This is a genomic window from Paraflavitalea pollutisoli, assembly GCF_029360705.1.
In the GTDB taxonomy this organism is placed as follows: Bacteria; Bacteroidota; Bacteroidia; order Chitinophagales; family Chitinophagaceae; genus Paraflavitalea; species Paraflavitalea pollutisoli.
In genome coordinates, this window is sequence record NZ_JARKMX010000004.1 from 637,867 (window position 1) to 645,287 (window position 7,421).

At 50.3% G+C, this 7,421-nt stretch carries 5 protein-coding genes; 3 read left to right on the forward strand and 2 right to left on the reverse strand.

The annotated features are described in order from the left end of the window. Positions 1 to 64: 64 nt before the first annotated feature. Positions 65 to 3,025, reverse strand: coding sequence for a TonB-dependent receptor (locus P2W70_RS12485; protein ID WP_276481799.1), 2,961 nt, complete (start codon positions 3,023 to 3,025; stop codon positions 65 to 67). Between the two features lie 143 nt (positions 3,026 to 3,168). Between P2W70_RS12485 and P2W70_RS12490 the strand changes: the two genes are divergently transcribed. Beyond that, positions 3,169 to 4,092: a phosphoribosylaminoimidazolesuccinocarboxamide synthase gene (locus P2W70_RS12490; protein ID WP_276481800.1), complete on the forward strand. Its 924-nt coding sequence runs from the start codon at positions 3,169 to 3,171 to the stop codon at positions 4,090 to 4,092. A gap of 115 nt (positions 4,093 to 4,207) precedes the next feature. Here P2W70_RS12490 and P2W70_RS12495 read toward each other — a convergent pair whose 3' ends face one another. Then, the gene (locus P2W70_RS12495) at positions 4,208 to 4,774 is read right to left on the reverse strand and encodes an ORF6N domain-containing protein (RefSeq protein WP_276481801.1); all 567 of its coding nucleotides are present in this window, start codon (positions 4,772 to 4,774) and stop codon (positions 4,208 to 4,210) included. A gap of 348 nt (positions 4,775 to 5,122) precedes the next feature. Between P2W70_RS12495 and P2W70_RS12500 the strand changes: the two genes are divergently transcribed. Then, positions 5,123 to 6,004 (forward strand): SDR family oxidoreductase, encoded by an 882-nt coding sequence (locus tag P2W70_RS12500; protein WP_276481802.1) that lies wholly within the window; start codon positions 5,123 to 5,125, stop codon positions 6,002 to 6,004. Between the two features lie 157 nt (positions 6,005 to 6,161). Beyond that, complete coding sequence (locus P2W70_RS12505) at positions 6,162 to 7,277, forward strand: lactonase family protein (RefSeq protein ID WP_276481803.1); 1,116 nt, start codon at positions 6,162 to 6,164, stop codon at positions 7,275 to 7,277. Positions 7,278 to 7,421 lie beyond the last annotated feature (144 nt).

Below are 7,421 nucleotides of genomic sequence, written 5' to 3' on the forward strand. Positions count from 1 at the left end.
GCGCTGCTATTACGAAGCTGAAAACCTGTATAGGGTGGCAAAAGAGCCGCCAGTTCTTCAGCCGTTAAAATATATTGTAACCAAACGAAACATAGTACAGTCCGCCGATATAAGGATTACCGAGCGCGCTGTAGTAATACTTGTTCAACAGGTTGCTGCCGCCGAGTTTGATCAGGCTGCGGATCTTGGGCAGCTTGTAGCTGATCTGTCCGTCGAGGGTACCGAAAGAAGGTACTTCGCCGGCGGCGAATGTTCCTTCCCACTGTACCTTATCCTGCCAGCGGTAAGCAAAGTTGAAACCCCAGTTGCTTTTCGCGATGCTTTCGTTGCCGATACCGACGTTGAAGCGCACTTTGGGCGTATTGAAGAAGGTAATCAAATTGGCGGGCACGTCGCGCAGCTCATCACCCGATACATTGGCGCGCAGGTTGTATCCGCCCTGCAGACGGTATTCGGCACCGATACCCCAGCCAAGCGCTTTCACTTTATTGGGGGAATTCTCCGGATAAGAATAGTTTTCGGTAGTGAGCGGGTTGGCCACATTCACTACAGTGCCTACACTCGCACGGCCCACTGCCCGGCGACCTATGAAATTGTTGTATTCGCAGTAGTAGATATAAGCATCGATGAGCAGGTTCTTCGTGGGCAGGCCGCGATAGCCAAACTCATACGAGTTGGCTGTCTCGGGCTTCAGCTCGTTGAAGGGCGCTACTTGCAATAATCCTGGATTGGGACTGCCGGCAGCTACAGAAGCGCGGAAGGCGCCAATGCTCTCAGCTGTATACACCGGGTTGGTATCGAAGTGATACAGTGTCTGGAAGAACGGTAAACCGCCGATCAGTTTGGCGCCCGGTACGTTCAGGTTGATGTACTGGTCCTGGGTAGAAGGGAAACGATACGCTGTCTGGAACGACAAACGCAGGTTGTTGTCTTTTGCCACCTTTACCAGGGCAGTTACGCGTGGTGTAACGCGGCCTTTGAAATTTTCGTTCTTATCGTAGCGAACAGAGCCGGTCAGTTTCAGTACATCGTCGAACAGGCGTTTTTGCAGCTGTACATAACCGCCGTATTCGGTCACATCGATGGGCGACGCTGTATCCACGAAGATAGTGCCTTTGGAATTGAGGTGATAGATGCGATAATTAGCGCCTACCATCACTTCCATCACTTTTACATATTCGCTGAGGTTGAGCTGACCTTCGAAGTGATACAGGGCCGATTTATCGGCAAACCTGGCGCCACCACTGGCGGTCTTGTCGTTGATGTTGGTATTGATCGCCGTATTCAGGGCATTGTCGAATGCAGCGGTACCGGGCAACAGTCTGCCCGTTTCTGCTACGCCGCGTGCCGCACCATGTGCCTGTGGATCGCCGAGTGCCGGGAGGAAGGTGCCGGGAGTAGTACCGGGTATGATGCCTAACCTGCCAGCGCCATACGTACCGGTGTACTGCTGAAACCAGGTGAGGTTGGGCTTCCACAGGTTATTAACGGCGAGGGCTGCTGTTGTAGCCGTATACGAGTCGCCGGAGTTTTCCTGCGTGGTGTAGGCTTTTACAAACCAGTTCTTGCCTTTTACTTCCGCCTGGTACTGGCCCAGTTTAAAATTTTTCAGGGAGTACCGATCAGCCCCTGTGTACACGGTGGTGCCGGTACCCCAGTAGCCGATCAGGCTGGCGTCGACGTTGTTGTTGATCTTATAATACAAACCTGCGTTTACTTTCAGGCTGTACGCATCATAATCTACCAGGTCTCTTTCGTTGTAGCCGGTACGGCTTACCAGTTGCGCACCGTAAGTGGCTTTTTGCGCAGCGGTCGCATTCGGGCTGGTAGGTATGAGGAATGGCAATGCCTGTGCGTAGGGTTGCAGCGCAGGATTGGTGCCGAAGGCAATGGCGATTTGTTGAGGTGTAGCGCCAACCAGCAGGGCATTGTCCACTGCTGCCAGTACTGCTCCGCCGCCACCAGCAGCGAGCTGACCGCGGGCAACCTGTGCCAGTGCGTTCATACTGACGCTGGCTTCGTCGCCGTACACATTGATACCATCATAGTTGTTGTCGGTACTGCGATCACCTGGTTTGATGAAACTAAGCACATTATTGCGGTTGAGGTTGCGGGTGTCGCTGGCCTGCCAGTCCTGGCCCTTCACGAATTGTCCGCCGATTTTGAACGCGAACTTCTCGCTGATCTTTTTGCCCCAACGCATGGACCAGTCGTAATAAGGTGCGGCCGAACGGGCGTCGCTGTTGACGTGCATGATACCCTGTTTCACCTGGAAGCTAAGTCCCTGGTATTTGAAGGGATTTTTGCTCGTCATGAGCAGGGTGCCCGTCATACCACCTGACCCGTACAGTGCGGAAGATGCGCCCTGGAGCAACTCAACGTTGTCGATATCGAGTTCGGTGGGGCCGGTGATGATGCCAACCGAGAAATTAAGGGCTGGTGCCTGGTTATCCATACCGTCTACCAACTGGTTAAACCGCAGGTTGCCACTGCCATTGAAGCCGCGGGTACTGAGGGTGTTGAAGGTAAGACTGGAGGTGGTCATGTCGACGCCTTTGTAATTGGCAATGGCCTGGTAAAAGCTGGGTGCGCCGGCGGCCCGTACATTGGCGGCGCTCATACGTTCTACGGATACCGGAGATTCAAGAATTCGCTCTGCCACGCGACTGGCAGAAACGACCACTTCAAGGCCGAGAATGGGGGCCGGTGCCAGTTCAACTTCCACAGCATCGTTTGCGTTGGTCACGTTGATCTCCTGTGATTCGAATCCGATCGACGAGACGACGATGGTTAGTGGTGGACGTTGACTGGTAACGATCCTGAAGTGCCCTTTTTCGTCGCTGAAAGTACCCAAACTGGTACCTTTTACAGTGATCGAAACGGCGGGAACGACTTCTTTGTTAGAACTGTTCCGGATGGTTCCGGAGATGGTGTAGGTCTGGGGTTGAGCATGTGAGACGGTGGCAGCAAAAATTAGCAATAGTAGATTGATCGCAGCTGCCCGGTACTGGAATCGGTTTCTCATGATGGCAGTTTTTGTTTATACTTCTAATCTACGTATAGTATTTATCACCTAAAAATTTAATTTATAAACAAATAGGACTCCTGTGTTAATATTTCGGTCATCATTTTTTTCTGGCATTTGATAGGCTGCTCTATATTCGCGCCATGAATGCCTATCAATTTCCCGGTCAGACAAAGTTTTACAAAGGAAAAGTGCGGGACGTATACACGATTCAGGATAATTTACTGGTCATGGTGGCGTCTAATCGCATATCTGCATTTGATGTAATATTACCCCGACCCATACCCTATAAAGGTCAGGTGCTAAACCAGATCGCAGCATTTATGCTGGAAGCTACCCGTGATATATGCCCGAATTGGTTGATGGACGTTCCGGCACCCAATGTGTCGATTGGTCAGAAATGTGAGCCATTCAAGATCGAAATGGTGGTGCGTGGTAACCTGACTGGTCACGCGTGGCGTACGTATGCGGCCGGCAAACGTGAACTGTGTGGTGTGGCCCTGCCAGAAGGCATGAAAGAGAACGACTACTTCCCCACCCCCATCATTACGCCTTCTACCAAGGCTGAGGAGGGACATGATGAAGATATTTCAAAAGAAGAGATCATTGCCCAGGGACTGGCTTCTGCAGCGGATTGGGCCATTCTGGAACAATATGCCCTGGCCCTGTTCCAACGCGGAAAGGACATTGCGGCGAAGCAAGGTTTGATCCTGGTCGACACGAAGTATGAATTCGGTACCTACAATGGTGCCGTATACCTGATGGATGAAATACACACCCCCGATTCGTCCCGTTATTTCTATGCCGATGGTTTTGAAGCACGGCAGGCAGCGGGTGAAAGGCAGCTGCAATTGAGCAAAGAGTTTGTGCGTGAGTGGCTGATCGCCAACAATTTCATGGGTAAGGAAGGACAGACCGTACCGGAAATGGGCGACGAGTGGATCAATACGATCAGCGGCCGCTACATCGAACTGTATGAGAAGGTAATCGGTAAGAAATTTATACCGGAAGCACTGTCTGATGAAGAGGTTTACAACCGTGTGGTGGCGGCGCTGGAAAAGTTTTAACGGAAGGAATCTTTGATACTTGACCGGCCTTTGCGTTGCAAGGGCCGGTTTTGTTTTTGGGCCGTATGATGTTCCCCTTCTTTCTTTCGTATCAGTAAACTGCCTTACACTTGGTCTATCCGGCTTTAAAGCCGATCCTATCCCGCTGATCCCATTTTCTTTCCGCGGCTTTTTCATCCAGCAGGTTTTCCATGGCATCATAGATATGGCTAAGCTGCGTATCATGCTCTCCCAGCCGCTCCCTGATCTGTTTGATCTGTTCACGGATATCACTTTGCTGCAGCAACGTTTTCCTGATCTCCACAAATACCCGCATAATGGCAATGTTCATCGTGATCGCTTTGTCGGAATTGAGCACGGAGCTAAGCATGGCTACGCCCTGTTCAGTGAAGGCATAAGGGAGGTACTTAAGATGTTTTCCCTTGCCACTTTCTAAGGTCACAAATTGTGACCTTAAAAGTCGTTCGTTCTGATGCCCCGAGATTTGTGTCTGTATAGTGTCCCATTCTTCCCTGGTTAGCTGAAACATGAAATCTGTAGGAAACCGTTTGCTATTCCTTTTTACTGCCTGGTTCAATGTTCTTGTTTCAACTTCGTAAAGTTCAGAAAGGTCGATGTCCAGCATCACCCGCTCCCCTTTTACCGTGTAAATCCTGTTTTGGATACTTTGAATGATCTCCATTTTGCTAATAATTAATTGATTTATAGATTAAAATGTATACAATTGTGTTCTAAGATCACAGTTTGTGATCTTATAGATATTTATAATATGTCTCGTTATGCTGCTCGTTGGGGGATACGTTCAAGATCACAATTTGTGACCTTGAACGAATTTGAGTATGCACAGTTCTTTTCATAAACCACATTCCATATACGATCCTGGTTGTTTTTCCGACTTGTTGCAGCTTACTTTTTTATCGACCGATTATCGGTCGCAGAGCGTCAACCAATGCATCAAATCTTACCCTTCATGCGCGATTGTTGCTACATGAGTCGTTGGGTATTTTACCTTTGGGCTCCAATAATGCAGATGAAAAAGATTCTTGTCATTGGGGGTACAGGCATGATTGGCCAGCCCGTAACCAGGGCGCTGATCGACGCCGGGTTTACCGTCAGCCTGCTGGCGCGTGATCCCCAGAAGGCCGAAGCGCTATTTCCGGATGTGCATATCATCCAAGGAGACGTGTTTGATCCGCTCAGCCTGATGTTGGCTTTTGAGGGACAGGATGCCGTTTACATCAGTTTGAGTCCGCCACGTACCGCGCGACCGTACCACCGCATGCCGGAACGGGAAGGCATCGACAACATCATTGCCGCAGCACAGCGTACCGGCATCAAGCGGATCGCCCTGCTATCGTCGCTGGTGCAACAATACAACGGCACCAACGGCTTTCGCTGGTGGATATTCGATATCAAGCTGGCAGCCGTGCAAAAGATCCGGCAATCGGGCATCCCCTACACTATCTTTTACCCGTCTACGTTTATGGAAAGTTTCGATCAGCTCTTGCTGGTAGGTCGTCATGTTTTGCTGGCTGGCCATTCGCAGGCCCCTATGTATTTTATTGCTGCCGACGACTATGCCCGGCAGGTAGCCCGCTCCTTTCAGATACAGCAGGCAGGCAACCACGAGTATGCCATCCAGGGACCTGCAGCAGCTACCTGGCAACAAGGCGCCGCCGACTTTATCCAACATTATCCGCATAAACGGCTTCGCACGCTGACGATGCCCCTCGGTATGTTCAAACTGATGGGCCGGCTGATCCCCCTCGTCGACTATGGCGCTAAAATCTCCGAAGCACTGAATAAATATCCTGAGCGTTTTGACAGCACTGCCACCTGGAACGAGCTGGGCAAACCGGTGACCACCATTGCTGCTTATGCAGCGGGCCTGAAGAAAAGCTGCAAGGCATAGACGCCCCAAGGAAATATATGGAGGGCATGAGGCCGCGCGGCATCGCGGCCAGGGCGCCTTCCAGGGGCACGAAATTTTAAGCAATACAAATTGATATTGATTGCCGGGTCGTAGTTGTGTATATTTATACTTCGGTATAAACCTTTAAACTACAGGCATGAAGAAGTTTGTATTCAATTTTTTGCTCATGGCGTTACCTGCTATCGCATTCAGCCAGGAATATTATTTACTTGTCGGTACCTATACCTCCGGTAAAAGTGAAGGCATTTATGTGTACAAATTCAATGCGGCGTCGGGCGATGCGGCACTGGTCAATAAGGCCCCGGCCAGCAATCCGAGTTACCTCGCCGTGTCGAAGAACAATAAATTCGTGTACTCGGTTTTTGAAGATGGTGATGACAAAGGCAGCGTGGCTGCTTTCGAGTTCAATAAAAAAGATGGTTCGCTGAAATTCCTCAACAAGCAAACCAGCGGCGGCGATCACCCTTGTTATGTATCTATCGATGGATCTGGCAAATGGGTATCAGTGGCCAATTACAGTGGGGGGAATTTTTCCCTGCTGGGTGTCAGCCCCGATGGCTACCTGCGGGCTGCCGAAAGAACGATCAACCATTCCGGCAGAGGTCCCGACAAAGAAAGGCAGGACAAGCCCCATGTGCATTCTACCGTATTTGATCCGGGAAATGACCACTTGCTGGTACAGGATCTGGGTACCGATAAGATCATGGTGTACGATTTCGATAATAAAAAGGGAGAGCTGAAGGCCGCCAAGATCCCTTCCTATTCGGCCGTTGGTGGCTCTGGACCCCGTCACATCGATTTTACGCCCAACGGCAAGTTTCTATACCTGATGGAAGAAATGAGCGGCCATGTATCGGCTTATAGCTATAGCAACGGCAAGTTGCAGTTCATCGAGCGGATATCGGCCGTGAAAGAGGGCTATAAAGGGCCTGTGGGTAGTGCTGATATTCATGTATCACCCGACGGTAAGTTCCTTTATGCTTCCAACCGGGGCGATGAAAACGATATCGCCATCTTTGCCATCGATAAATCGACCGGCAAGCTGACGTTGAAAGGTCATCAACCTGTACTGGGTAAAACGCCCCGCAATTTCAGCATCGACCCCACCGGACAGTTCTTGCTGTCGGCCAACCAGAACAGCAACGATATTGTGGTGTTTACGCGGGACAAGGAAACCGGTCTGCTGACTGATACCGGCAAGAAGATAGAAGTCGACAAACCGGTTTGTCTGAAGTGGATACCGGTGAAATGATCTACTCATCATTAAGGAATAAACAAGAGGCTGTCTCCCGTGCAGTGAACCCCAAAAGTTGGACACAGTTAAAAAATTAAGTATTACAGTGATGAGCTCGATATTTTATCGGGCTCATTCCTTTTAGATTGAGTTTGATTCTGT